The following is a 25369-nucleotide window of genomic DNA, read 5'->3' on the forward strand; positions in this document are numbered from 1 at the left end:
GTGAGCCCCTTCCTGCTACTGGGCGACGGAGGAGTAGTCGGCGAAGCCGCTCGGGTCGTGGCGGCCGAAGCTGCCGTGCTCGAAGATCCCGTGACCGGTCCGCCCGTCGAGGGTGAAGCGGGCCGAGTGGTCGGTGACCCCGAAGGCGGCCAGGGGGTGGGCCGCGGGGTCGGACAGGTCGTAGACGCGGCGGTCGGTCCAGCCGCGCCCCTGCCAGGTGCCGTGCTGCCAGTCGTCGGCGGGCGGGTAGCCGGCGCCGACGGCCAGCGGGGAGCTGTTGAGGATCTCCACGCCCAGTTCGAGGGGCTTGCGGGACGGGTCGGTGAGATGGACGACGGCCCGCTCGGGGTGCCGGCCGCCCGGCCGGTAGCGGATCTCGGTGTGCGGCCAGCCTAGCTGGACGTCGTGGCGGCCGCTGCCCTCGGGGAAGACCTGCACGGCCTCGTTGAGGGTGCGGTGCCCGTCGGCGTCCTCCTGGGCGATGACCATGACGAAGCGGTCCTCGAAGCGGACCGGGATCCAGAGCCAGTGGAACCCCTCGGGCCGGTACTCGTCGGCGGCGCGGCCACCTTCCTCACCGGGTATCGGCCGCACCCCCCAACTCCGGTCGCGGGTACCGGTCCACTCCCCCGGCGTGAGGACGAACTCCTCCCCCTTCGCCCGGATGACGCCGCTCACGCCACCGGCCTGGACGAAGCGGCGTCCCTCCAGCATGAGCCGGTCGCCGCGCCGCTGGACGTGGTGGGGCTCCCAGACGGCGGGGAACTCGGCGGTCCAGGTGACGTCGTACGAGAGCCCGTCCGGGTCTGCCGGGTCCGCCGCGCAGCGGAGCGTGAGCCGCTTGAGCGGAACGTCGACGGTGATGGACAGGGGCCCCACGGACAGATTCATCCGATCGTCGGTCAGGGCGTCGGAGGCCCGGACGGCGAGGAGCTCGTCGCCGAGGCGGAGGGTGGCGTAGGTGTCGATGACCCCGACGTTGGGGTAGACGCCGAGGCCGAGGATGAGGACGGCGCGGCCGGCGTGGTCGAAGACGTGGAAGATGCAGCGGTCGTAGGCGTTGCGGTCGCCGCTGACGAGGTGCTTCATCGACAGGGGGGCCTGGTGGATGGGGTACTCGTCGAGCGCGACGGGCCGGTCGACGGACATGGCGGACCTCCTGGACGGACGGCTTCGGGGGGCGGCTCAGGCGAATATGACGGTACGTCAGAAACACCACCCACGGCCACCCTTCTGGCACGCTCTGACACCCCGACACACCACGCCAGGCCGCTGGGCCACTGGGCCGCGCCGGGGCCGGGAGGCCAGGCCGGGGCCGGGAGGGCCCAGTGGGGACGATGAAGGCCGATCGAGGGGGAGGAGCGGCAGAAGCTCAACTCGGCCGAACTGGACCGGGGTGTGGCTGGGGTCCAACCCCCGGCGGCCGCCGGCCGCAGTCACGGAGGAGCCCGTAGAGGTGGAAGGCGGCCTACCGGCATCGGGCGGCCGGCGGCCGTCGTCATGCGGGATCGATGGCGACCTAGTCCAGCCACAGACGGCCGGCAGCAGCTGAGAGGTGCAAAGCACGCAGCCACCGGTGCCGCCCTACGTCCAATCCAGGACTGCCGGCGGCGACTGAGACACGTGAAGCGCGTAGCGATCGGTGACGGCTTGCATCCAGCCACAGACGGCGGTCGGCCGCCGTCATGCAGCAGCCCGCACCGATCAGTGGCGGCCTATGCCCGACCCCAGACGGCCGGCAGCCGCTGAGACATGCGAACCGCGTAGCGATCTGATGCGCCCCCGGCCAGGCCGGTGGCCACCGACGGGGCCGTCCCTGCCTTGATCGCCCGGCCCGTTCCTTTGGGGGTTCCCGGCTGTCTTCGATCTTCCGTGGCGGGACGGTCGGTCAAGGGGGGCCGCAGGCCATCGCGCAGCGACGCGACCGAAGGGAGCGCCCTTGAGGGACCGGCCCGCCACGGAAGACCATGAGACCGACGGGAAACCCCCGAACCCCCTCCATCCCGCCCCACCGGATCCCGCCCCGGGGAGGGCTCGAACGGATACCCGTACCCCGGGGGCGATTACCCGGCCCTTCACTCCCGCGTTGGCCGTGCATGACCATGCTTCAGTCTTCAACCGGCCGAAGGCGTCGGCCGATGCCGCCGGGTTTCGAAGAATCGGTTCAGCGTCATCAGCACCAACACCAGCGCGAGCAACAACAGCAACAGCAGACGCCCGATCCGCCGATCTACCGCGACCTGCTGGCCCGGTGGGCCGATGCCGGCCGCACCCTGCCCGGTCGGCGCGACCCGGAGTGGTCCCGGCTCACGTCCTCCCCGGTCTGGCCCACCACCAGCAGCGGGCTGTACTAGCCCCCCCTGCCCCGGCCCCCGCCCCTGCCCCGGCCCCGGGCCAAGGTCAGCGGGTCTCCGGCCCCGCCAGGTGGCGGGCGATGACCATGCGCTGGATCTGATTGGTGCCCTCCACGATCTGGAGGACCTTCGCCTCGCGCATCAGGCGCTCGACGGGGAAGTCCGCGGTGTAGCCGTAGCCGCCGAGGACCTGCACCGCGTCCGTGGTGACGGCCATCGCCGCGTCCGTGCAGAACAGCTTCGCCATGGCCGCCTGGCGGGAGAACGGCTTGCCCGCGTCCCGCAGCCGCGCCGCCGCGAGATACAGCGCGCGCCCCGCCTCGATCTTGGTGGCCATGTCGGCCAGCATGAAGCGCAGCCCCTGGAAGTCGGCGATCGGGTGCCCGAACTGCTTGCGGTCCAGGGCGTACGCGAGCGCCTCGTCCAGCGCCGCCTGGGCGACGCCGATGGCGCAGGCGGCGATGCCCAGACGCCCCGCGTCCAGCGCGGCCAGGGCGATGGTGAAGCCCTGCCCCTCCTCGCCGATCCGGCGTGCGTCCGGCACCCGTACGCCGTCGAAGTGCAGCTGGGCCGTGGGCGAGCCCTTCATGCCCATCTTCTTCTCGGGCACGGCCGCGGTCAGGCCCGCCGCATCCCCGGGGACCAGGAAGGCCGTGATGCCCTTCGGGCCCTCGGCACCGGTGCGGGCGAGGACGGTGTAGAAGTCGGCGACTCCGCCGTGGGTGATCCAGGCCTTGGTGCCGGTGATGATCCAGTCGTCGCCGTCGCGCACCGCCTTGGTGGTGAGCGAGGCGGCGTCGGAGCCGGCGGCCGGCTCGGACAGGCAGTAGGCGCCCAGCAGGCCGCCGCCGAGCATCGCGGGCAGGTGCGCGCCCTGCTGCTCCTTGGTGCCGTAGCCGGCCAGGCCGTGGCAGGCCAGGGAGTGCACGCTGACGCCGAGGCCGACGGTCAGGCGGGCCGCGGCCAGCTCCTCCAGGACCTGGAGGTAGACCTCGTACGGCTGCTCGCCACCGCCGTACTCGCCGGGGTACGGGAGGCCGAGCAGCCCCGCCTCGGAGAGCAGCGTGAAGACCTCGCGGGGGAACGTCCCCGAGTCCTCTTCCTCGGCGGCCTTCGGGCGGATCTCCCGCTGGGCGATCTCGCGTACGAGGGCGAGGAGGTCGCGGGACTCCTCGGTGGGCAGCTGACGGTCCACCGGCTGCGGGGCGCGGTCTGTCATGGCGGCGCTCTCCTCCCTGGTCGGGCACGGCGGCGACGCGTGAGGTGTGGGACGCGCCGCCGGGTCTCGGTGCTCTCACAGCCGATGGTGCCCTCCCGGATCACGGAATGGGCTGTTCAGCGGCTGCGGCGGCTTGAGTATGCCCGATCACGGGCTTCCCGTCACCGGGGCAAGATCGTCACGCTGACCGAACGGTCCTTCGGTAGCGGGAGGTGCCGGACACTCCGGGACGAATTCCTCGATCACCGTCAGTGTCGCGCGCAGCTGGCGCACGAGCAGGGCCCCGAGCTCGGCGCGATCGGGCTGCCCCACCGCCTCGATCCCACCCAGCCCACCGATCCATTCCAGAGTGATCCCCTCGACCGAGGAGAGCCAGCCGACGAGGGCGAGCCGGGCGACCGGCGGAAGTGCACGGTGCCCGTACGCGCCCTCGGCGATGGTGGCGACCAGCTCCTCGCGGACGGCGTCGCGGACGGCGAGCACCTCGGCGTCGCAGCCGACGCCGCCGGTGACGATGGTGCGGTACGCGGCGCGGTGGTGCTCGGCGTAGTGGAGGTAGCCGTCGATGGTGCGGCGGACGCGCTCCGCGTCGGGGAGGTCCGCGTCGCCGCCGGCGCGGGCGACGAGCTCGGCGACCGAGTCCTCGACGATGGCGAGGTAGTAGCCGCGCTTGCTCTTGAAGTAGTAGTAGATCAAGCCCTTGGCGACGCCCGCATGCCTGGCGATGTCGTCCATGGAGAGCGCGTCGTACGAGGTGTCGGCGAACAACTTGCGCCCGGTTGCTATGAGTTCTGCCTTGCGAGCCTGTGAACGCTCGGTCGTGCCGCGCTGTTGACTATTATTCAAATTCAGCCCTAGCCTCGAACCGCCACAACGTGCCCGAAGTATGGCAGCACTTCCCGATCGGCCGGGACGCCTCGACCTCTGGAGGGTCCGTACCGGACGAGCCCGGACGGCGGCGGCAGGAACCGGAACCGGAACAGAGATGCCGGCAAGCGGCCTCGCTGCGCGACTACCGCATCCCACCGTTCGTCTTCATGACCCGGGTCAGCGCCGAGCAGGCGCTGTGGAGGCGGCCGTGGAGGCGGCTGTGAGAGCGAGGGCGGACGCGGCTACAGCCAGCCGACCTGGGTGACGAACATGGCGACGACGACCACGAGGGTCCAGCCGAGGACGTGCTCCAGCCAGGAGGAGTCGTCCTTGGGGCCTCCGGTGCGAACGAGGTCCAGGGCGGGGGCGGTCGGGGCGGCGCTGTCGGCAGTCATGATGTCCAATGTGCCAGCGTTCGCGGCCTTCGCGGTAGATGACGATGGTCACCTGGTGGCACGCATCACACCGGACATCGCATCGGCATCACATCGGACATCACACCGCCGGGCCCCCGCCGCCCCCGAAAACGAAGGGTGCGGCAGGGGCCCGGCGGCTGGTCGGCCGCCTTCGCCAGACGCGGGGATCGTCAGATGCGGGAATCGCGGTTGCGCCCCGCCATGCCCGCCATCGCGAGGCCGAGGCAGAGTGCGACGGCTCCGGTGATCACGTTGCTGACCACCGAACGAGTCGTGTCCATCTCTCCGGCGATGGCCCACGGGGCGATGATCGTCCACGCGCCGAGTGCGACGGCGGTCCAGGCCATCGCATGGGTGCGTTCGTAAGCGGACCCCAGACCGCCCATGCACAGGCAGAACGCCAGGCCGGCGATCAGGTTGTTGATGGCCAACGGGGTCAGGACGCTGAACCCGGCTATCCACGGCGAAGCCGCCAGGTACAGGCCCGTGACCAGGGCCAGTGCTTCAACGGCTTGCGCGGCAGGGGTGCTGGTCACCCGCTCGAACCGAGTGCGCATCTCGGCAAGGTCCGGGTGGTGCTCGATGCTGCTGGGATGAGTGGTCATGGCGGACTGCCTCCTACAAGGAGCCTTATATGCCCTTTATGCCCATATTTCGCCCGTTAAGCCATCCAAACCAGCGGAGCTTTCTCGAAGCTTTCCGAGACCTCTCTCGGCGCTTCCTCAGAGCACGCCGACCGCCGTCAGCGCGGCCGCGTGCGCCGCGCCGAGGGCCGCCGGGAAGTAGAGGTAGCAGATGCCGCCGGTACCCGAGGCGACCTTGCCGGAGGCGCCGTGGCGCTTGGTGCGCAGCCAGATGGTCTCCCATTCGGCTCGCTTGTAGACGCGGCGGACGGCGGGGTTGTCGGGCGAGTTGGGGTCGTTGGCGATCACGTCCCCGGCGGCCGTGAAGCCGATGACGGTCATCAGGTGGCCGGCGGTGCCGTAGCCCGCGCCGGTGAGCTCCTCCGTGCGGAAGGACTGCGAGGTGATGGCCGGGATCCCGGCCCGGACCAGGGTCTCCAGCTCGGACAGTGCGGTGAGGCGGGTGACGACGCCGGCGAGCCCGCGGTAGGTGGCCGCGTACGCGGGGTTGAAGGGCCAGTTGCCGCAGCCCTTGTAGGCGGCGTCGTAGGTGGAGCGGGCCGCGTGGCAGATCTGCGGGTCGGCGTACCTCGGGTTCACCCAGGTCAGGGCGGTGGCACTGGCCTTTCCGCCCCAGTACTCGATGATCATCTGCGACGAGGTGGGGCTGCACCAGGCTTCGCCGCCGTTGTCGTACTCGGGGTACTGCCCGGCGTGGGTCTCCTGCGAGTAGCGCGGGACCGTCAGCTCGTGGGCGCGGCCGGAGGGGGCGGAGGCGGGGACCGTGAACCGGTCCGGGACGTCGGAGACCATCGCGCCCGCCAGCCACACGGTGGGGCCGCGGTCCGCGCCCGGCTTGCGGTGCAGGGTCAGGCGCAGCTGCCAGTCCGTGATCCGCAGCCCGGCGGCCGCGGCCGGGGCGTCGACGGCCAGGGTGTCGGTCCAGACGGTGGACTTCCCGTCGGTCTGGCCGTCCACCGACGTGCGGCGGATGTCCCGGTCCCCGGAGGCCCACCGCCCCATCACGTACCAGGGGGTCGCGGTGCCGTCGGTGTAGGTGCCGCGCAGTTCGATCTGGATCCAGGTGCCGCCCGGGGTGCGGGCGTTCCAGGAGGCGATGGCCTCGGTGGCGGGCACGGTGGAGCGGTGCACCGGGGAGGTCCAGGTGGAGTACTCCCATACGCTCTTCCTCCCGGTGTGCGGATCGGCGTACTCGGTACGGCCGGCGGCGGTCTTGATCTCCAGGCCGGGACGGGCGCCGCCGACGGCGGTGGTGCCCTTGTGGGTCCCGGCCAGCCAGTGGGCGAAGGAGTACCAGAAGCGGTTGTCGACGGTGCGGCCCGCTGCCCGTGGGGTCGGCCGGGCGGCGGCCGAGGCGCTGCCGCCGGGGACACCGGCGGCGGTCGCCGCGGTGGCGACCGCGAGTGCGGCGACGAGTACGGCCCTGCGTGGCGTGGATGCTGTCATCGCGAGGTTCCCCCGGGGTGGGTCGGCGCTTCGGTGGCTTCACCCTTCCAGTTCCCGGCGGCCGTACGCCGAAGCCACGGGTCGTGTCGGGCTTGTCTACGCTGGTCGGGTGGAGCCACAGCAGTCACTTGAGTCACTCGCCCGGGAGCTTGCCGCGTTGCCGGTCTCCCTCGGCCCGGTGCGTCTGATCGGGATCGACGGTCACGCCGGATCCGGGAAGAGCACCTTCGCGGGGCGGCTCGCCGAAGCGCTGGGCGGGGCGCCCGTACTGCACCTGGACGACGTGGCCAGCCACGAGGAGCTGTTCGGCTGGGAGGAGCGGCTGCGCGCGCAGGTGCTGGAGCCGCTCACCGAGGGACGGTCCGCGCACTGGGCCCCGTACGACTGGGTGGAGCGCCGCTTCGGGCCGCAGCGGGTGCTGGAGCCGGCGCCGGTGCTGCTGATCGAGGGGGTCGGGGCCGGCCGGCGGGCGCTGCGGCCGCATCTGGCGGGGCTGCTGTGGATGGAGACGCCTCGTGCGCAGTCCTGGCTGCGGGGGCGAAACCGGGACGGGCGTGAACTTTCCGACTTCTGGGACGGATGGGAGCGCGCGGAGCACGCGCACTTCTCCAATGACCCTTCGCGCCCCTTCGCCGACACCCTGGTGCGCCAGTGCGGTACGGGATACGAGTGGTCTTCCGGGACCGGTGCGACGGCGGGAACCGCCGCTTCCGTCACCGAGGGTGACGAACTCCCCCGGGCCTGAGCAGCCCGGAAAATCCCCTCCGCCAGGCCTCCACCGACCTGCTTGACCTGGGGCCCGCACCGGCCTTACGTTCTCAATGCGCGGCCTCACGGCTGCCGCAGAACGAAGCCCCCGATTGTTCCCCCGTGATCGGGGGCTTCGTTCTGCCCGCGAACTCCCTTCCCACGGGTGTCGCGCGAGGCGGATCCGCCCCGGATCTTCACCCTGAGTCACCGGGTGCCCCTGGGGCGCACGCCCGAACCCGGCCCGTCGCGCCCTACGTAAGGTGCGAAACCGCAGGTACGATGCAGCCCTGATTTCAGCGACGCCAGCCGGGGGCACCGGTCAACTCGCGCGCTCGAAGCGGGGGTTGCCGCGCACCACGGGGGCAGGCTTGTGGGGGACGTGATGGATTTCGGCACGCCGGGCAGCATGCACGCCCCGGCCGAACTAGCCTGGCTGCGCGGAGTCGACGCCTGCACCATGGGCGCGTATCCGCAGGCCGAGGAGGAGTTCCGGGCGGCCGTACGACTCGATCCCTCGATGGCCGACGCCTGGCTGGGATTACACGCGCTCCGGGTGGACACCGGCAACGCGTTACTCCGGATGTACGCGCACCGGGACCGCTTCGGCGAGCAGCGGGCCCGGCACCGGCGGACGCTGAACTCCTGGTACTGGCTGGGCTGGTGGGTACAGCCGGTGCTGGAGAGCCGGCGGGACCTGCTGCTCGCCCACGCCTCGCACTGGCTGGACGGCCGGCACGTGCCCGAGCTGGACCAGGCCCTCGCGGCGCTGCCGCCGGTGGACACCGACTCCCAGGTACGGTTCCTGCACGCCTGCCGGGCCTATCTGGTCAAGGACTGGGAGCAACTGGTCCGGCACACCGAGCCGCTGGTGAACGATCCGCTGCTGGGGATCGAGGCGGGGCTGTTCGGCGGGATGGCCCGGGTCCGGCTGGAGATGTACGGGCAGGCGGAGCCGATGCTGTCGGCGGCGCTGATGCGATGTCGCAGCGAGCAGCCGCAGCGCAAGGAGCTGCGGTACTGGCTGGCGCGGGCGCACGAGGGCACCGGGCGCAGCGCGGCGGCGCTGCCACTGTACCGGGCGGTGCACCGGGTGGATCCCTCGTTCATGGACACCGCGGCCCGGCTGACGGCCATCGAGGACGGCGACGACACCGACGGCATGGCGGATCTGGCGGGTCTGGCGGGGTACGCCGGCTACGGGGCCTACGCCGGGCACGGCCCCTCCCCCGCCGGCGGGGACTTCGCGGCGGTCGCGCTGGGCGGCGGGCCCGTCCAGGACATCGCGGCCGACAACCAGGCCGAGCCGGACCCACTGGCTCCGCCGACTCCCCCGGCGGGCCGGGTGGAGGGCGCCCGGCGCAAGGTGCCCGTCCCGCCGCAGGGCGCGCCCGAGGGGCTGCCGGCCGGTCCGGCCGACCCGGCGGCGCTCGCCGAGGCGCTGGCGGAGCTGGAGCGGATGGTGGGCCTGGAACCGGTCAAACGGCAGGTGAAGGCGCTCTCGGCGCAGCTGCACATGGCGCGGCTGAGAGCGGGGCAGGGGCTTCCGGTACAGCCGCCGAAGCGCCACTTCGTCTTCTCGGGGCCGTCGGGGACGGGGAAGACGACGGTGGCCCGGATCCTGGGGCGGGTCTTCTACGCGCTGGGGCTGCTGGGCGGGGACCATCTGGTGGAGGCCCAGCGGGCGGACCTGGTGGGCGAGTTCCTGGGCCAGACCGCGGTGAAGGCGAACGAGCTGATCGATTCGGCGATCGGCGGGGTGCTGTTCGTGGACGAGGCGTACTCGCTGTCGAACTCGGGCTACAGCAAGGGCGACGCGTACGGCGACGAGGCCCTGCAGGTGCTGCTCAAGCGGGCCGAGGACAACCGGGACCACCTGGTGGTGATCCTGGCGGGCTATCCGGCGGGGATGGACCGGCTGCTGGCCGCCAATCCCGGGCTGTCCTCGCGGTTCACCACCCGGGTGGACTTCCCCAGCTACCGGCCGCTGGAGCTGACCGCGATCGGCGGGGTGCTGGCGGACGCGAACGGGGACCACTGGGACGAGGAGTCGCTGGAGGAGCTGCGCAGCATCAGCGGGCACGTGGTGGAGCAGGGCTGGATCGACGAGCTCGGCAACGGGCGGTTCCTGCGGACGCTGTACGAGAAGAGCTGCGCGTACCGGGATCTGCGGCTGGCGGGCTTCGCGGGTGAGCCGTCGCGGGACGACCTGGCCACGCTGCGGCTGCCGGACCTGATGCAGGCGTACGGGGAGGTCCTGTCGGGCCGCGGGCCCCAGGAACGGCCGGAGCCGCCGTTGTGACCCCGGCGGAATGCCGGGTGCCGCTGCGCGGAGCCGTCTCCCCGCCCCGCCCTTTCACCGTTGCCCGGGGCTCCGCCCCGGACCCGTACGTGCGCTCCGCGCCCGTGCCCTCAAACGCCGGGCGGGGCTGGAACATCCAGCCCCGCCGGCGTTCGAGAAGCGCGGGTCCGGGGTCGGAGCCCCCGGACCCGGCGCAGCAGAGCTGCGGCTACGCGCCGCGCGCGTAAGCGCGGTGTGACGGGTCGCGGACCTCGCCGACCAGCATTTCCAGGACGTCTTCCAGGGCGACCAGGCCCAGGACCCGGCCGCCGGGGTCGGCGACCTGCGCCAGGTGGGTGGCGTCGCGGCGCATCACGCCGAGGGCGTCGTCCAGCGGGACGGTGGCGCACAGCGTGGTCATCCGGCGCCAGACCCGCTGGGGCACGGCCCGCTCCCGGTCCTCCAGGTCCAGTACGTCCTTGACGTGCAGGTAGCCCATGAAGGCACCGCTGGCGGCACGGACGGGGAACCGGGAGTAGCCGGTGCGCACGGTCAGCTGCTCGATCTGGCGCGGGGTCACGTCGGGGCCGACCGTGACCAGGCGGTCCCGGTCGAGGAGGACGTCGCTGACGGGGCGGCTGCCCAGTTCGAGGGCGTCCTCCAGCCGCTCCTGCTCCACCGGCTCCAGGAGCCCGGCCTGCCGGGAGTCCTTGAGGAGCCGGCCCAGCTGGGCGGAGGTGTAGACGGCCTCGACCTCGTCCTTGGGTTCGACCTTGAAGAGCTTCAGGACGAGCTTGGCGCAGGCGCCGAGCGCGGTCGTGACCGGCCCGCACAGACGGGCGAAGGCGACCAGGCCGGGGCTGAACCACAGGGCGGTCTTCTCCGGGGCGGCCATGGCGAGGTTCTTGGGGACCATCTCGCCGATGACCAGGTGCAGGAAGACCACGGCGGCGAGCGCGAGCACGTAGCCGAGGGGGTGGATCAGGCCCTGCGGTACGTGGACGGCGTGGAAGACGGGCTCCAGCAGCCGGGCCACGGTGGGCTCGGCGACCGCACCGAGGGTGAGCGAGCAGATGGTGATGCCGAACTGCGCGGCGGCCATCATGCGCGGCAGGTTCTCCAGGCCGTGGAGCACCTGGCGGGCCCGCTTGGAGTCGGCCGCGAGGGGCTCGATCTGGCTGCGCCGTACGGAGACGAGTGCGAACTCGGCGCCGACGAAGAAGCCGTTGGCGAGGACCAGCAGCAGGGCGAAGAGGAGCTGGAGCACGTTCACCGGGAGGCGCCTTCCAGCTCGGCCCGCTGCGGGGCGCCTTCGCCGTGCCGGCCGGAGCCGAGCAGGCCGGCGCCGTCGGCCACGGAGGCGGGCCGGTACCCGCCGGCCGCGGGCACCGCCGTCTGCCGGACCAGGCGGACGAGCTCGGCGCGGTTGCGGCCGACCCGGCGGACGGACAGCTTCCAGCCGGGGAGTTCGGCGCGGTCCCCGGGGGCGGGGATCCGGCCGAGCAGGTCGGCGACGAGGCCCGCGACGGTCTCGTACGGTCCTTCGGGCACCTCCAGGCCTATCCGGCGCAGGGTCTGCACCCGGCAGCTGCCGTCGGCCTCCCAGGAGGGGCGGCCGTCCTCGGCCGTTACGGCGGCCAGTTCGGGGCTGCCGTCCTCTGCCAGGTCGTGCTCGTCGCGGACCTCGCCGACGAGTTCCTCGACGATGTCCTCCAGCGTGACCACGCCGGCGGTGCCGCCGTACTCGTCGACGACCACGGCCATCGGCTGTTCGCTGCGCAATCGTTCCAGCAGCGGCTGCACCGGCAGGGAGCCGGGCACCAGCAGAGGGGCGACGCAGATCCGGCTCACGGTGGTGCGGTCGCGGTCGGACTCGGGCACGGCGAGGGCGTCCTTGAGGTGGACCACGCCGGTGACCTCGTCGATGCGGTCGCGGTAGACCGGGAAGCGGGACAGACCCGTGGCGCGGGTCAGGTTGAGCACGTCGGCCGCGGTGGCCGTGTGCATCAGGGCGCTGACCTTCACCCGGGGGGTCATGACGTGCTGGGCCGTGAGCTCGCCCAGCGAGAGGGTCCGTACGAAGAGGTCGGCGGTGTCCTGTTCGAGGGCGCCGGCCTGGGCCGAATGGCGGACCAGGGAGACCAGTTCGCCGGGGGTGCGGGCGGAGGCCATCTCCTCGGTCGGCTCCACGCCGAGCGCCCGGACGAGCCGGTTGGCGACGGCGTTGAGGCCGGCGATGACCGGCCGGAAGGCGCGGGAGAAGGCGTTCTGCGGGCCGGCGACGAAGCGGGCCACCTGGAGCGGCCGGGAGACCGCCCAGTTCTTCGGTACGAGCTCGCCGACGACCATCTGGACGGCGGAGGCGAGCAGCATGCCGATGACGACGGCGACGCCGGGGACGGCTCCCTTCGGCAGGCCGGTCGCGGCGAGCGGCCCGGCCAGCAGTGCGGCGAGGGCGGGCTCGGCGAGCATGCCGACCACGAGGGAGGTGATGGTGATGCCGAGCTGGGTGCCGGACAGCTGGAAGGAGAGCTCTTTCAGGGCTTCGACCACCGTGCGGGCACGGCGGTCACCGTCGGCTGCGGCGCGCTCGGCCTCGGGTCTCTCCACGGTGACGAGGCCGAATTCGGCTGCCACGAAGAAACCGTTGGCGAGGATCAGGGCGAATGCCGCCGCGAGCAGGAGTAGCGGAATGGTCATGCCGCCGCCTCCGGGGGGAGGGCGGCGCGGGTACTACCGGACGATCCGTCCATTGCTGGAGGGAGTCACTCCTCAAGTCGCAGGTGCCCACGGACCTCGGGGTCCCGGGCCGGTGGGAGGGCGCACGACTGCGCCCCGCCACCAGGGTAGTCATTGAGATCCCGGCCGCAACGGTACGCAGCGACGAGGATCGGCGGTCTCAGTTGTCGTTCGCGCCGGTTCCGCGGGAATCGACGAGGGCGCGCAGGGCGCGGGCGTCGCCGATCGCCTGCTGCTTGGCGACACCCGGCTGGATGCCGAGGACGGGCAGGCTGGTGCCGTCGCTGAGGTCCAGGAACACCCACGGGTCGCCGGGGCGGAGGTTCACCCCCAGGATCTGCGCCCACTCCAGGCGGCGGGTGGTGGTCAGGTTGACCACGGTGACTCCGGCCTCGTCCGCGACCACCTTGGGTCGGCTGAGCAGGACGAGCACGGAGGACAGCAGGACGGCGACGAAGACGAAGCTGATCCGCTCGCCGGGCTGCAGGCGCTCCAGCATCACCGCGATGGAGGTGATGGTGGCGAACATGGCGAGGCCGACGCCCAGCAGGACCGCCCGGGTACGGGTCGGCCGGAAGGTGACCGGCAGGGCGGGCGGTTCGGGCTGGGCGGCGGACTCGGCCATGGTGGTTCAGGTGCCTTCTGCAGTGGTGGCGCGGGTCGGACGGGTCAGAGCCGGCAGGCGTGGATCGAGGTGGTGAGGATCGCGCGCGCGCCGAGCTCGTACAGGCCGTCCATGATCCGCTGGGCCTCCTTGGCCGGGACCATGGCGCGGACCGCGACCCAGCCCTCGTTGTGCAGCGGGGAGACGGTCGGCGACTCCAGGCCCGGGGTGAGGGCGACCGCGCGCTCCAGGTGCTCGGCGCGGCAGTCGTAGTCCATCATCACGTAGCTGCGGGCGACCAGGACGCCCTGGAGACGGCGCAGGAACTGCTGGACCTGCGGGTCGTCGGCGTCGGCGCCGTTGCCGCGGATCACGACGGCCTCGGAGGTGAGGATCGGCTCGCCGATGACCTCCAGGCCCGCGTTGCGCAGGCTGGTGCCGGTCTCGACGACGTCCGCGATGATCTGGGCGACACCGAGCTGGATCGCGGTCTCGACCGCGCCGTCGAGGTGGACGACGGAGGCGTCGATCCCCTTCTCGGCGAGGTGCTTGGCGACGATTCCCTCGTACGAGGTGGCGATCGTCATCCCGTGGAAGTCCTCGGGGCCCTGCGCCGTGCCGGGGGTGGTGGCGTAGCGGAAGGTGGACCGGCCGAAGTTCAGCGGCAGGATCTCCTCGGCGCTGGCGCCGGAGTCGAGCAGCAGGTCGCGGCCGGTGATGCCGATGTCGAGCTTGCCGGAGGAGACGTAGATCGCGATGTCCTTGGGGCGGAGGTAGAAGAACTCCACCTCGTTCTCGGGGTCGACGACCACGAGCTCCTTGGACTCCTTGCGCATCCGGTAGCCGGCCTCATGGAGCATCGCCGACGCCGGTCCGGAGAGTGAACCCTTGTTGGGGACGGCGATGCGCAGCATGGGACTTCCTTTGGTGCGTGGTGTGCATGGTTACGGGCGGGTGTGCGTGCCGTGGATCAGAGGTGCGCGTAGACGTCGTCGAGGGAGATCCCGCGCGCGACCATCATCACCTGGACGTGGTACAGCAGCTGGGAGATCTCCTCGGCGGCGGCTTCCTTGCCCTCGTACTCGGCGGCCATCCAGACCTCGGCGGCCTCCTCGACGACCTTCTTGCCGATGGCATGGACGCCCTTGTGGACGAGCTCGGCGGTGCGGGAGGTGCTGGGGTCGCCTTCGGCGGCCTTGCGCTGGAGCTCGGTGAAGAGCTCTTCAAAGGTCTTGGAGGGTTCGTTCGCCATGATGTCCCTAGGGTAAGGGCTCACCCGGGTGTCCCCGTGCCGGGTTTCACTCCTTGGACTTGCGCCAGGGTTCGCTGACGGTCCGCAGGGTCATGGCGGTGGACACGGCGGCGGTGACCGCTTCGTGCCCCTTGTCCTCGTTCGACCCCTCGAGCCCGGCGCGATCCAGCGCCTGCTCGTCGTTGTCGCAGGTCAGCACACCGAAGCCGACGGGGACTCCGGTGTCGATCGACACCTGGACCAGGCCCTGGGTGACGCCCTGGCAGACGTAGTCGAAATGCGGGGTGCCGCCGCGGATGACCACACCGAGGGCGACGATCGCATCGTATCCGCGGCCGGCCAGCACCTTCGCCACGACCGGCAGCTCGAAGCTGCCCGGGACGCGGAGCAGGGTGGGCTCGTCGATGCCCAGCTCGTGCAGCGCCCGCAGTGCGCCGTCGACCAGTCCGTCCATGACCTTCTCGTGCCACTGGGCCGCGATCACGGCGACTCGGAGGTCTCCGCAGTTCTTCACGCTCAGTTCGGGTGCGCCCTTGCCGCTCACAGCTCTGCTCCTCGGTGGTTCGTGGATGTACGTAGGGGTGGTGGTGCTTGCTTACTGGTTGCCGCAGGCGGACGTGGTCACGGCCCCGTCCAGCCAGGGCAGGTCGTGCCCCATCCGGTCCCGCTTGGTGCGCAGGTACCGCAGATTGTGCTCGCCCGCCTCCACCGGCATGGCCTCCCGGCTGGTGACCTCGATGCCGTGCCGGACGAGGGCGGCGGACTTGTCGGGGTTGTTGGTCAGCAGGCGGACGTCGTGCACGCCGAGGTCGGCGAGGATCTGCGCGCCGGCCCCGTAGTCGCGGGCGTCGGCGGGCAGGCCCAGTTCCAGGTTGGCGTCGAGGGTGTCGCGGCCGCGCTCTTGCAGTTCGTACGCGCGCAGCTTGGACAGCAGTCCGATGCCGCGGCCCTCGTGGCCGCGCAGGTAGACGACGATCCCGCGGCCCTCGACCTTGATCCGCTCCATGGAGGCGTGCAACTGGGGGCCGCAGTCGCAGCGCTGGGAGGCGAAGATGTCGCCGGTGAGGCACTCGGAGTGCATGCGGACCAGGAGGTCGGTGCCGTCGCCGATCTCACCGTGGACGAGGGCGACGTGCTCGACGCCGTCGACGGTGGAGCGGTAGCCGTAGGCCGTGAACGCGCCGAAGGCGGTCGGCAGGCTGACCTCGGCCTCGCGGCGCACGGTGGGCTCGGCGGAGCGTCGGTAGGCGATCAGGTCCTCGATGGAGATGATCGTCAGGCCGTGCTTGCGGGCGAAGGGGATCAGCTCGGGCAGGCGCAGCATGACGCCGTCCTCGCCGGCGATCTCCACGATGGCACCGGCCGGGCGCAGGCCCGCGAGGCGGGCGAGGTCGACGGCCGCCTCGGTGTGGCCGTTGCGGACCAGGACGCCGCCCGGCTTGGCGCGCAGCGGGAAGATGTGGCCGGGGCGGACGAAGTCGCCGGGACCGCAGACCCCGTCGGCGAGGAGCCGCAGGGTGGTGGCGCGGTCGGCGGCCGAGATGCCGGTGGAGACGCCGTGGGCGGCGCTCGCGTCGACGGAGACGGTGAAGGCGGTCTTCATCGACTCGGTGTTGTTCTGGACCATCTGGGGGAGTTCGAGCCGGTCCAGCTCGGGGCCCTCCATGGGGGCGCAGATCAGGCCGCGGCACTCGCTCATCATGAAGGCGATGATCTCGGGGGTGGCCTTCTCGGCGGCGATGACGAGGTCGCCCTCGTTCTCGCGGTCCTCGTCGTCGACGACGACCACCGGCCGGCCCGCCGCGATGTCGCGGACGGCCTGCTCGACGGGGTCGAGGCGGAAGGTCTCTTCGGGGATCTCGGGCACGGGCTTGAGGGTGGTCATGCCGTTGCTCCTTCCGGGGCCGGGGCGGGGGTGGTGGTGCGCGAGCGCTGGTACCAGTCGTAGGCGCCCCAGAGCACGAGGGCGAAGTACACGACGTAGACGAGGCCGGAGAAGGCCAGGCCGTTGTTGAAGGCGAGGGGGACGCCGACCAGGTCGACGAGGAGCCAGGCGATCCAGAACTCGACGAGGCCGCGGGCCTGGGCGACCATGGCGACGATGGTGCCGACGAAGATGTACGCGTCGGCCCACGGGCTCCAGGACAGGTCCGGGTAGAGCGTGAACAGGCCGCCGACGGCGAGGGTGCCGAGCGCCGCTCCGGCGAGGAGCAGTCCGCGCTCCTTCCAGGTGGCGGTGCGCACGGCGATGGAGCCGTCCTGGGCCTGCTGCCGGCCGAGCTGCCAGGCCCGCCAGCCCCACGCGGCCACGCCGATGACCAGGAGCTGCTTGCCGACGCCGCCCGCGAGGTGGGCGGAGGCGTAGGCGGCGATGAGGATCAGGCCGGAGAGGAGCTGGGCGGGCCAGGTCCATATGGAGCGGCGCCAGCCGAGGGCGAGCGCGGCCAGGCCCATCAGGTTGCCGATCATGTCGGACCAGATGACCTTCTGGCCGAAGACGGTGAAGGCCTCGGCGTTGAGCCAGGTCAGGGCGGTCACTGATCGTCTCCCGCCGGATTCGCGCGCAGCGGGTCCACCCCGGCGGCCAGGAGGCGCTCGACGTACTTCGCGAGGACGTCGACCTCCAGGTTGACCGGGTCGCCGGGCTGCTTGATGCCGAGCGTGGTCAGGGCGAGGGTGGTGGGGATGAGGCTGATCGTGAACCAGTCGGCGGCTGCCTCGACCACGGTGAGGCTGACGCCGTCGACCGTGATGGAGCCCTTCTCGACCACGTACCGCGCGAGGTTCTCCGGGAGGGCGACCTTGACGATCTCCCAGTGCTCGGAGGGGGTCCGGGAGAGGATCTCGCCGGTGCCGTCCACGTGCCCCTGGACCAGGTGGCCGCCGAGTCGTCCGCCGAGGGCCATCGGACGCTCCAGGTTGACCCGGGAGCCCTCGGCGAGGGCGCCGAGGCTGGAGCGGTTCAGGGTCTCCTGCATGACGTCGGCGGTGAACTCGCCGTCGGCGGTCTCCACGACGGTCAGGCAGACGCCGTTCACGGCGATGGAGTCGCCGTGCTTGGCGCCCTCGGTGACCAGGGGACCGCGCAGCCGGAAGCGGGAGGCCTCCTCGAGCTGCTCGACGGCGGCGACCTCGCCCAGTTCTTCGACGATTCCGGTGAACACTCAGCGCTCCTTGGGGGCGGTGGCGGGGATGGCGGTGATGCGGAGATCGGGGCCCACGCGGACGGCCTCGGTGAGCTCGAGGCGGACGGCGTGGGAGATGTTCGTGATGCCTGCGTCGCCGAAGGCCGCGGGGCCGGCGCCGAGCAGGGCCGGGGCGAGGTAGCCGACGACCCGGTCGACGGCTCCGCCTTCGACGAAGGCGCCCGCCAGGGTGGGACCGCCCTCCAGGAGGAGGGAGCGCACGCCACGGGCGTACAGCTCCTCCAGGAGCCGGAGGACCGGGATCCGGCCGTCCTGCAGGGGCAGCCGCAGGAGGTCGACGCCGGGCAGGTGGCGGGTGTCGGCATCCTCGGCGACGACCAGCAGCGTGGGCGCGGAGTCGTCGAGGATGCGGGCGCCCGGCTGGAGTCCGGCGTGGGTGTCGAGGGCCACGCGCAGGGGCTGGGTGGCTCCGTCGATGCCGCGTACGGCCAGGTGCGGGTCGTCGGCGCGCAGGGTGCCGCCGCCCACCAGGACGGCGTCGGCCTCGGCGCGCAGCCGGTGGACGTCCGCGCGGGACTCGGCGGAGCTGATCCAGCGGCTGGTGCCGTCGGCTGCGGCGCTGCGGCCGTCGAGGGTGGCGGCGTACTTCCAGGTCACGTGGGGGCGGCCGAGCCGGACGGAGGTCAGCCAGGCGGTGTTGCCGGCCTCGGCCTCCGCCTCCAGGAATCCGGCCTCGGTGTCGACCCCGGCGGCGCGCAGGGTGGCCGCGCCACCGCTGGCCCGCGGGTTCGGGTCGGAGACGGCGTAGACCACGCGGGCGATCCCGGCCTCGACGAGGGCGCGGGCGCAAGGTCCCGTACGGCCGGTGTGGTTGCAGGGTTCGAGGGTGACGTAGGCGGTGCCGCCGCGGGCCGCGTCGCCTGCGGTGCGCAAGGCGTTGACCTCGGCGTGCGGGCCGCCGGCCCGCTCGTGCCAGCCCTCGCCCACGACGGTGCCGGAGGCGTCGGTGATGACGCAGCCGACGACGGGGTTGGGGCTGGTGGAGCCGAGTCCGCGGGCGGCGAGCTCGACGGCTCGGCGCATGGCACGGGTACCCGCGTCGGATGCGGGTGCTGCGTGCGCGGCGTGTGTCGCCACCGGGTCCTCCTGCCTCATCGGGCACGGACTCCGGGGCCTGTCGGGATACGACAGATGAAGCGGTCCAGCTCACAGGGGGACGCCGAGGCCGAAAAAACGGTCCGATCGGGCATGTCCGCAGGGATATGCCGATGAACCGCCGACGGCGGCGTACCCGTGACTGGCCCGCCGCGCACTGCCTCCCATCCGGACTTTAACCGTCGGTCCAGGAATCTCACCTGGTCAACCGGCCGCTGGCTGCGGACGGGTCGCGGACTATAACCGCCGGTTCGGAATTACACCGACCCCGGAGTGCGCTGCTACTGGTACTCCAGCCAGTCTGCCACGGGTGATCGGCCGCCATGCAGGTGATGCGGTGTGGCCTGGCTCACAGAGGGTGACCCGGAGGTGACCGCGTCCGGGACCCGGCCAAGTGGACCGGGGGTTGGTCCAGACCTATTGACGGGGTGGTCTAGTCCTCTTAACGTTCCCTTCATCTTCCCGGGAACAGCCCGTCAGATGTGCGCACGTCACGGGCCAACACGCTTCTGTACCACCCCTGTTGCTTCACGTTGTGTCCAGTTGCGTCCTGCATCCTCCCCTCCCCAGGAGGCACCATGCCGTCCCCCACACGTACGAGAGCGATGCTCCTGGCATCCGGCGCCGCAATCGCCGGACTGCTGGTGGGCGGGCTCTCCGCGGGCGTCTCGCACGCCGCCGACAACGAGTCCTGTCGCCCCGACGGGCTGTACAAGACGGCCGGCGTCGACGTCCCGTACTGCTCGGTCTACGACTCCGAAGGCCGCGAGAAGATGGGCGCCGACCACCAGCGCCGCGTCATCGGATACTTCACCGGCTGGCGCACCGGCAAGGACGGCACGCCCGCCTACCTCGCCCACAACATCCCGTGGTCCAAGGTCACCCACCTGAACTACGCCTTCGCCCACGTGGGCGCCGACAACAAGATCTCGGTCGGCTCGGACAACGTGAACAACGCCGCCACCGGGATGACCTGGCCCGGCGTCGCGGGCGCCGAGATGGACCCGGCCCTCCCCTACAAGGGCCACTTCAACCAGCTGACGAAGTTCAAGAAGCAGTACCCGGGCGTCAAGACACTGATCTCGGTCGGCGGCTGGGCGGAGACCGGCGGCTATTTCGGTGACGACGGCAACCGGGTCGCCTCCGGCGGCTTCTACTCGATGGCCACGAACGCCGACGGCTCCGTGAACCAGGCCGGCATCGACACCTTCGCCGACTCCTCGGTCGAGTTCATCCGCAAGTACGGGTTCAACGGCGTCGACATCGACTACGAGTACCCGACCACGATGAAGGACGCCGGCAACCCGCTCGACTGGCAGCTGGCCAACGCCCGCCGCGCCGGCCTGGTCCAGGGCTACGCGGCCCTGATGAAGTCCCTGCGCGAGAAGCTCGACCGCGCGGGCGCCGCCGACGGCAAGCACTACCTGCTCTCCGTCGCCGCCCCCTCCTCCGGCTACCTGCTGCGGGGCATGGAGACGTTCCAGGTCCAGAAGTACCTGGACTACGTCAACATCATGTCCTACGACCTGCACGGCGCCTGGAACGAGCACGTCGGCCCCAACGCCTCGCTCTTCGACGACGGCAAGGACGGCGAACTGGCCGCCGCGGGCGTCTACTCCACCTCCCAGTACGGCGGCATCGGCTACCTCAACACCGACTGGGCGTACCACTACTTCCGCGGCTCGATGCCGGGCGGCCGCATCAACATCGGCCTGCCCTACTACACCCGCGGCTTCAAGAACGTGCAGGGCGGCACCGACGGCCTGTGGGGCAAGGCACCCGCGACCACCTGCCCGGCCGGCGCGGGCCTGACCAAGTGCGGTGACGGCGCGGTCGGCATCGACAACCTGTGGCACGACAAGGACACCAACGGGGTCGAGTCCCCGGCGGGCTCCAACCCGATGTGGCACGCCAAGAACCTGGAGAAGGGGGTCGTCGGCGACTACGTCACCAAGTACGGCTTCCCGGCGAACACCACGCTGACCGGCACCTACGTCCGCAAGTACGACTCCACCCTGGTGGCGCCGTGGCTGTGGAACGCGCAGAAGAAGGTCTTCCTCTCGACGGAGGACGAGCAGTCGGTCAGCGCCAAGGCCGACTACGTGGTCAACAAGGGCATCGGCGGCACGATGGTCTGGGAGCTCGCGGGCGACTACTCGTACAACGCGGCCAAGGGCCAGTACGAGATGGGCGACACCCTCACCGACGCGATGTACCAGAAGTTCAAGTCGGCCTCCCCGTACGGCGCGAAGAAGTCCAACGCGGCGCTTCCCGCCCAGGCCGTGAACATCAAGACGGAGTTCACCGAGTTCAAGCTGGGCGACTCCAACTACCCGCTCACCCCGAAGCTCAAGATCACCAACAACACGAACACGACGCTGCCCGGCGGCACCGAGTTCCAGTTCGACTACGGGACCTCGGCCCCGGACAACGCCTCCGACCAGTCGGGCTTCGGCACGAAGGTGATCGGCAGCGGTCACACCGGCAACAACGTCGGCGGCCTGAAGGGAGACTTCCAGCGGGTCTCCCTCAAGCTCCCGGCCTGGCAGACGCTGGCCCCCGGCGCCTCGGTGGACCTGGCGTTCAACTACTACCTGCCGGTCTCCACGCCCTCCAACTGGACGGTGAACATCTCCGGCACCACCTACGCCCTCGCCGGTGACCTGGCACGCGGCACCACGGTGACGGAACCGGGCGGCACCCAGCCGCCGACCACTCCCCCGACCACCCCGCCGACGACTCCCCCGCCCACCACCCCTCCCCCGACGGGCGGGACCTGCACCAGTCCGGCGTACGTGGCGGGCACGGTCTACAACAGCGGCAACGTCGTCTCCCACAAGGGCCGCAACTGGAAGGCCCAGTGGTGGACGCAGAACGAAGAGCCCGGCACCACCGGAGAATGGGGTGTCTGGAAGGACCAGGGCACCTGCTGACCCCGGTCCGTGCGTGAGCGGGTGAGGACCCGGTGGCCCGGCGGCCACCGGGTCCTCGCCCGTGCCTAGGCTGTCCCGGTGAACACCCATGTCACCGCGACCGACGCGGACTTCGAGGAACACCGGCCCCGGATGTTCGGCATCGCCTACCGCATGCTCGGCTCCGCCGCGGAGGCCGAGGACACCGTGCAGGACGCGTACCTGCGCTGGGTGTCGGCCGACCGCGCGGACATCCGGCAGCCGGGGGCCTGGCTCGCCAAGGTCGTCACGAACCTGTGCCTCAACCACCTCACCTCGGCGCGCGTCCGGCGCGAGGAGTACGTCGGACCCTGGCTCCCGGAGCCGGTCCTCACCGGGGACGGGACGCTCGGCCCGCTGGAGTCGGCGGAGCAGCGGGACAGCGTGTCCATGGCCCTGCTGGTGCTGCTGGAGCAGCTCACGCCGGTGGAGCGGGCGGTCTACGTGCTGCGCGAGGCCTTCGCGTACGGCCACCGGGAGATCGCCGGGCTCCTGGACCTCGGCGAGGCCAACTGCCGCCAGCTCTACCGGCGGGCGGCGGGCCGGGTGGCGGCGGAGCGGGCGGCCACCGAGGAGCGGCGCTTCGCACCGGACCCCGAGCGGTGGCAGAGCCTCGTGGAGACCTTCCTTTCGGCAGCGCGCGACGGGGACCTGGACCGGCTGGAGGGCCTGCTGACGGCCGACGTGCGGTACGTGTCGGACGGCGGCGGCGTGGTCGGCGCGGCGCTGCGGCCGATCCTTGGGCGGGACAAGGTGGCCCGGTTCTCGATCGGGGTGCTGGAGAAATTCGCCGCAGGCCTGCCGGTCACCGTCGCGGAGGTCAACGGCACGCCCGCGCTGCTGTTCGGCGAGGTGGCGGTCCTCTTGGTGGAATTCGAGAATGGACTGGTCAGCGGCATCAACACGGTGGTCAATCCGGAGAAGCTGGCCTTCCTCCGGCGGCAGCTGTCACATTCCTGAGGGCTGTCCTGTCCCAGCTGGCGAAGAGACGTTCCCGGCGGAAGGCGGACCCATGAGCACCATCCTCGTCACCGGAGGCACCGGCACCCTCGGCACGCTGGTCGTGTCCCGGCTGCGGGAGGCGGGCCACGAGGTCCGCGTCCTGAGCCGGCACGCCCCCGAGTATCCGGTGGACCTGCAGGACGGCAGCGGACTGGACGCGGCGACGGCGGGCGCGGAGGTGGTCGTGCACTGCGCGAGCGACACGCGCCGCGCGGGCAAGGGCGACGAGGTGGCCGCGGGGCACCTGGTCGACGCGGCCCGCCGGGCGGGGACGGTCGGCAACATCGTCTACATCTCGATCGTCGGGGTGGACGTGGTTCCGCTCGGCTACTACAAGGCGAAGCTGCGGGTGGAACGGATGCTGGAGGGATCCGGGCTGGGGGTGACGATCCTGCGCACCACGCAGTTCCACGACCTGGTGGCGCAGGTGACCGACCTGGCGGCCAAGCTGCCGGTCGTGCCGATGCCGAAGGGGGTCCCGGTGCAGCCGATCGCCGTCGAGGAGGTCGCGGACCGGCTGGCCGGCCTCGCGGTCCCCACCCCGGCGGGCCGGGTCCCCGACATGGGCGGCCCGCAGATCCGGCGCCTGACGGACCTGGCCCGCAGCTACCTCGAGGCGACCGGCCGCCGCGGCCGGGTGGTCCCCGTCCCCCTGGCGGGCAGGACGTACGCCGCCTTCCGCCGGGGCGGCCACCTGGCCCCGTCCCACGCGGTGGGCAAGGGCACGTTCGCGGAGTTCCTCGCGGGGCGGGGGCGGTGACAGGGCCGACCCAACGGTTGTGACGGGGTCGGGCGTGTGCCGGGGGGATCCCCGCAGGCGCCCTTGGCCTCGCCGGCCGGAACACAACAGCCACGAACCCCGACGCTCCCGGGTTCCAGCGGGGCCGGGTGTGTGCCGGGGCGATCCCCGCAGGGCGCCCCAGGCCTCGCCGGCCGGAACACAACAGCCACAGCCCCCGACACGCCCCCAGGTTCCGCCAGGGCCGGGTGTGCGCGGGGGCACTCCCCGCAGGGCGCCCCAGGCCTCGCCGACCGGAACACAGCAGCCACAGCCCCGACGCACCCCCAGGTTCCGCCAGGGCCGGGTGTGCGCGGGGGCACTCCCCGCAGGGCGCCCTTGGCCCGGCCGACCGGAACACCACAGCCACGGACCCCGACGTTCCCGGGTTCCGGCGAGCCGGGTGTGTGCCGGGGCGATCCCCGCAGGGCGTCGAACGCCATGTGGTTCGGCCCTCCGACCCCCCGCCACGTTCGGCGCCCGAGGAGACGCCCCGGCGCGCGACCAGCCCCACCTCTCCCACAGGTCCCAGCCCCGCACGAGCGGCGCAGCCAACCGGGCCTACCCCCCGAACAGCACGTCCTGCGCCGCCTCCCGTGCGGCCAGGCGGGCTCCGGCCAGGACCGCCGGGTCGCCCAGGGTCGTGGCGCGGATCTCCGTCGGGACCGGGGTCAGCTTCGCCAGGCGGTGGGCGACCCGGGCCGCCAGGGCGGGGCCGCCCGCGCGGCCGAGTTCGCCCCCGAGGACCACGCAGCCGGGGTCCAGGATCGCCGCCGCGGCCGCCGCGCCCAGCGCGAGCCGCTCGGCCAGGGCTTCGAGGAACGCCTCGCCGGCGGCTCCCGCCACCGCTTCCTCCGCCGGGCCCGCGAAGCCGTGTGCGCGCGCGAGCGCGGTCACGCCGTCCCGGCCCGCCAGGGCGTGGAATCCGCCCCCGCAGTCGGCGGCCGAGGGCAGGACTCCGGTGCCCGGTACCGGGAGGAAGCCGATCTCGCCCGCCCCTCCCGACGCGCCCCGGCGCAGCCGGCCGTCGAGGACCACCGCCGCGCCCACCCCCGCGCCGAGCCACAGGAGTACGAAGGAGTCCAGGTCGCGGGCGACGCCCAGGCGTTGCTCGGCGAGGGCGGCGAGGTTGGTCTCGTTCTCGACCACCACCACGGCGGGCAGGGTCCGCTGCAGGGCGGTCACCAGGTCGCGGTGCCAGGCCGGCAGGCCGCTGGTGTCGCGGAGTTCGCCGGTGGCCGGGGTGACCAGGCCGGGGGCCCCGATGACGACGGTGTGCAGGGCCGCGGCGCCGGCCTCGTGTGCGGTGCGCAGCAGGGCCGCCACCGCGTCCTCGGGTGCGCCGACGGGCAGGGCGGCCTCGGCCAGGGGGTGGCCGAGCAGGTCGGTGACGACGGCGGTGACCCGGTCCGTGCGGACGTCCAGGGCGGCCAGGTGGGCGCGGTTCGCGACGATCCCGTACAGCTTGGCGTTCGGGCCGCGCCGCTGTTCACCGGACTCCCCGACGACCTCGATCAGCCCGGCTCCGGTGAGCCGGTCGACGAGGTCGGCGACCGAGGGGCGGGAGAGACCGGTCATGGACTTGAGCTGGGTGGCCGTCAGCGGCCCTGACTCCTGGAGGAGTCGCAGGGCGAGGCGGTCGTTGATGGCCCGCGCCGTGCTGGGCGAGGCGGGGGACGGTACCGGGGCGGGGGCGGAAGTCACGGCGCCCATCCTAGGGAGTCGAAGGCGTTATCTATCAGGCAGGGTCCCTGATAGTTTATTT

The 25369-nt window shown here is 72.0% G+C and carries 24 protein-coding genes and 1 riboswitch; of the genes, 7 read left to right on the plus strand and 17 right to left on the minus strand.

What is annotated here, in order from left to right; all coding sequences use genetic code 11:
* Window positions 1-15: 15 nt before the first annotated feature.
* Window positions 16-1149 carry a hypothetical protein gene (locus OG332_RS08060; RefSeq protein WP_327412799.1) on the minus strand — a complete coding sequence of 378 codons (1134 nt, stop codon included), beginning with the start codon at window positions 1147-1149 and terminating at the stop codon, window positions 16-18.
* Between the two features lie 989 nt (window positions 1150-2138).
* Here OG332_RS08060 and OG332_RS08065 point away from each other — a divergent pair.
* The gene (locus tag OG332_RS08065; RefSeq protein WP_327412800.1) at window positions 2139-2354 is read left to right on the plus strand and encodes a hypothetical protein; all 216 of its coding nucleotides are present in this window, start codon (window positions 2139-2141) and stop codon (window positions 2352-2354) included.
* Window positions 2355-2400: 46 nt separating this feature from the next.
* Here the strand turns inward: OG332_RS08065 and OG332_RS08070 are convergent, their stop codons facing one another.
* On the minus strand, window positions 2401-3573 hold the full coding sequence (locus tag OG332_RS08070; RefSeq protein WP_327412801.1) for an acyl-CoA dehydrogenase family protein: 1173 nt from the start codon (window positions 3571-3573) through the stop codon (window positions 2401-2403).
* A 147-nt stretch (window positions 3574-3720) separates the two neighbouring features.
* Window positions 3721-4419: a TetR/AcrR family transcriptional regulator gene (locus tag OG332_RS08075; RefSeq protein WP_327412802.1), complete on the minus strand. Its 699-nt coding sequence runs from the start codon at window positions 4417-4419 to the stop codon at window positions 3721-3723.
* 29 nt (window positions 4420-4448) lie between these two features.
* Between OG332_RS08075 and OG332_RS08080 the strand changes: the two genes are divergently transcribed.
* On the plus strand, window positions 4449-4667 hold the full coding sequence (locus tag OG332_RS08080; RefSeq protein ID WP_327412803.1) for a hypothetical protein: 219 nt from the start codon (window positions 4449-4451) through the stop codon (window positions 4665-4667).
* Window positions 4668-4685: 18 nt separating this feature from the next.
* Here OG332_RS08080 and OG332_RS08085 read toward each other — a convergent pair whose 3' ends face one another.
* The 3 genes from OG332_RS08085 to OG332_RS08095 form a co-directional block, all read right to left on the minus strand.
* Window positions 4686-4838, minus strand: a complete 153-nt coding sequence (locus OG332_RS08085) for an SCO1431 family membrane protein (RefSeq protein ID WP_327412804.1) — start codon at window positions 4836-4838, stop codon at window positions 4686-4688.
* Window positions 4839-5029: 191 nt separating this feature from the next.
* Complete coding sequence (locus OG332_RS08090; protein WP_327412805.1) at window positions 5030-5464, minus strand: SPW repeat protein; 435 nt, start codon at window positions 5462-5464, stop codon at window positions 5030-5032.
* A gap of 117 nt (window positions 5465-5581) precedes the next feature.
* Window positions 5582-6949 carry a peptidase C39 family protein gene (locus tag OG332_RS08095; RefSeq protein ID WP_327412806.1) on the minus strand — a complete coding sequence of 456 codons (1368 nt, stop codon included), beginning with the start codon at window positions 6947-6949 and terminating at the stop codon, window positions 5582-5584.
* 109 nt (window positions 6950-7058) lie between these two features.
* Here OG332_RS08095 and OG332_RS08100 point away from each other — a divergent pair, with 109 nt between their 5' ends.
* Window positions 7059-7694, plus strand: a complete 636-nt coding sequence (locus tag OG332_RS08100; protein ID WP_327412807.1) for a uridine kinase family protein — start codon at window positions 7059-7061, stop codon at window positions 7692-7694.
* Window positions 7695-8081: 387 nt separating this feature from the next.
* The gene (locus OG332_RS08105; protein WP_327412808.1) at window positions 8082-9998 is read left to right on the plus strand and encodes an AAA family ATPase; all 1917 of its coding nucleotides are present in this window, start codon (window positions 8082-8084) and stop codon (window positions 9996-9998) included.
* Between the two features lie 208 nt (window positions 9999-10206).
* Here the strand turns inward: OG332_RS08105 and OG332_RS08110 are convergent, their stop codons facing one another.
* The 10 genes from OG332_RS08110 to ribD all read right to left on the minus strand — a co-directional run bounded on the left by OG332_RS08110 (window position 10207) and on the right by ribD (window position 18873).
* Complete coding sequence (locus OG332_RS08110) at window positions 10207-11250, minus strand: hemolysin family protein (protein ID WP_327412809.1); 1044 nt, start codon at window positions 11248-11250, stop codon at window positions 10207-10209.
* Entirely contained in the window at window positions 11247-12677 is a 1431-nt protein-coding gene (locus OG332_RS08115; RefSeq protein WP_327412810.1) for a hemolysin family protein, read from the minus strand. Before OG332_RS08115 ends, OG332_RS08110 begins: the two co-directional genes overlap by 4 nt.
* A 199-nt stretch (window positions 12678-12876) precedes the next feature.
* Complete coding sequence (locus tag OG332_RS08120; protein WP_327412811.1) at window positions 12877-13341, minus strand: PH domain-containing protein; 465 nt, start codon at window positions 13339-13341, stop codon at window positions 12877-12879.
* Window positions 13342-13385: 44 nt separating this feature from the next.
* Window positions 13386-14234, minus strand: a complete 849-nt coding sequence (gene hisG, locus OG332_RS08125; protein WP_327412812.1) for an ATP phosphoribosyltransferase — start codon at window positions 14232-14234, stop codon at window positions 13386-13388.
* Window positions 14235-14290: 56 nt separating this feature from the next.
* Entirely contained in the window at window positions 14291-14572 is a 282-nt protein-coding gene (locus tag OG332_RS08130; protein WP_327412813.1) for a phosphoribosyl-ATP diphosphatase, read from the minus strand.
* A gap of 46 nt (window positions 14573-14618) precedes the next feature.
* Entirely contained in the window at window positions 14619-15116 is a 498-nt protein-coding gene (gene ribH, locus OG332_RS08135) for a 6,7-dimethyl-8-ribityllumazine synthase (protein WP_327412814.1), read from the minus strand.
* 51 nt (window positions 15117-15167) lie between these two features.
* On the minus strand, window positions 15168-16457 hold the full coding sequence (locus OG332_RS08140; RefSeq protein WP_327412815.1) for a bifunctional 3,4-dihydroxy-2-butanone-4-phosphate synthase/GTP cyclohydrolase II: 1290 nt from the start codon (window positions 16455-16457) through the stop codon (window positions 15168-15170).
* Complete coding sequence (locus OG332_RS08145) at window positions 16454-17110, minus strand: nicotinamide mononucleotide transporter family protein (RefSeq protein ID WP_327412816.1); 657 nt, start codon at window positions 17108-17110, stop codon at window positions 16454-16456. The genes OG332_RS08140 and OG332_RS08145 overlap by 4 nt, the downstream gene beginning before the upstream one ends.
* Window positions 17107-17736, minus strand: coding sequence for a riboflavin synthase (locus tag OG332_RS08150; RefSeq protein ID WP_327412817.1), 630 nt, complete (start codon window positions 17734-17736; stop codon window positions 17107-17109). The genes OG332_RS08145 and OG332_RS08150 overlap by 4 nt, the downstream gene beginning before the upstream one ends.
* Window positions 17737-18873: a bifunctional diaminohydroxyphosphoribosylaminopyrimidine deaminase/5-amino-6-(5-phosphoribosylamino)uracil reductase RibD gene (gene ribD, locus OG332_RS08155; RefSeq protein ID WP_442816118.1), complete on the minus strand. Its 1137-nt coding sequence runs from the start codon at window positions 18871-18873 to the stop codon at window positions 17737-17739.
* A 150-nt stretch (window positions 18874-19023) separates the two neighbouring features.
* Window positions 19024-19154: riboswitch (FMN riboswitch) on the minus strand.
* Window positions 19155-19451: 297 nt separating this feature from the next.
* Between ribD and OG332_RS08160 the strand changes: the two genes are divergently transcribed.
* The 3 genes from OG332_RS08160 (at window position 19452) to OG332_RS08170 (ending at window position 23586) form a co-directional block, all read left to right on the plus strand.
* Window positions 19452-21806 carry a chitinase C-terminal domain-containing protein gene (locus OG332_RS08160; RefSeq protein WP_327412818.1) on the plus strand — a complete coding sequence of 785 codons (2355 nt, stop codon included), beginning with the start codon at window positions 19452-19454 and terminating at the stop codon, window positions 21804-21806.
* Window positions 21807-21884: 78 nt separating this feature from the next.
* Entirely contained in the window at window positions 21885-22784 is a 900-nt protein-coding gene (locus OG332_RS08165) for an RNA polymerase sigma-70 factor (protein WP_327412819.1), read from the plus strand.
* A gap of 52 nt (window positions 22785-22836) precedes the next feature.
* Complete coding sequence (locus OG332_RS08170) at window positions 22837-23586, plus strand: SDR family oxidoreductase (protein WP_327412820.1); 750 nt, start codon at window positions 22837-22839, stop codon at window positions 23584-23586.
* Between the two features lie 579 nt (window positions 23587-24165).
* Here OG332_RS08170 and OG332_RS08175 read toward each other — a convergent pair.
* Complete coding sequence (locus tag OG332_RS08175) at window positions 24166-25317, minus strand: ROK family transcriptional regulator (RefSeq protein ID WP_327412821.1); 1152 nt, start codon at window positions 25315-25317, stop codon at window positions 24166-24168.
* Between the last annotated feature and the right edge of the window lie 52 nt (window positions 25318-25369).

Origin of the sequence: Streptomyces sp. NBC_01233 (assembly GCF_035989305.1) — a bacterium.
In the GTDB taxonomy this organism is placed as follows: Bacteria; Actinomycetota; Actinomycetes; order Streptomycetales; family Streptomycetaceae; genus Streptomyces.